1 pseudogene is annotated in these 375 nt (G+C 80.3%); it reads left to right on the plus strand.

The features are described 5' to 3' along the window. Positions 1-82: 82 nt before the first annotated feature. Positions 83-375, plus strand: a pseudogene (locus tag ACG2DA_RS23125) (hypothetical protein); the annotation flags it as partial.

Consider the following 375-nt stretch of genomic DNA (forward strand, 5'->3'; position numbering starts at 1 on the left):
CCGTCCGCGACGCTCGGATCGCCGCCCCCGCCGGCGCGGCGCCCGTTCGCCCCGTCCGGCCGCCGCGAACCGAACCGGACCGATGCGCCGCACCCCCGCGTCCCGCCCGCCCGCCGCCCCGCTCCGCCCGACCGCGTCGGTCCGTCGTCGTCTGGCCCTCCGCCTCGCCGGGGCGGCGCTGTGCGCCGGCGTTTTGACGGCCCCGGCGGCGTCGGCCCAGTCTCGGCCGACGGGCGGGGTTCTCGGGGCGGTGTTGCCCGCCAGCCCGAAGAAAGAGCGGAGCTTCATCGCGAAACTGCTGAAGTTGCCGTCGAAGAGCGCCTCCGCCGGGCGGGCTCCCGGCGGCCCGCCGCCGCCCCCGCCGGCGCCGCACCT

Source organism: Alienimonas sp. DA493, assembly GCF_043951915.1.
Classification (GTDB): Bacteria; Planctomycetota; Planctomycetia; order Planctomycetales; family Planctomycetaceae; genus Alienimonas.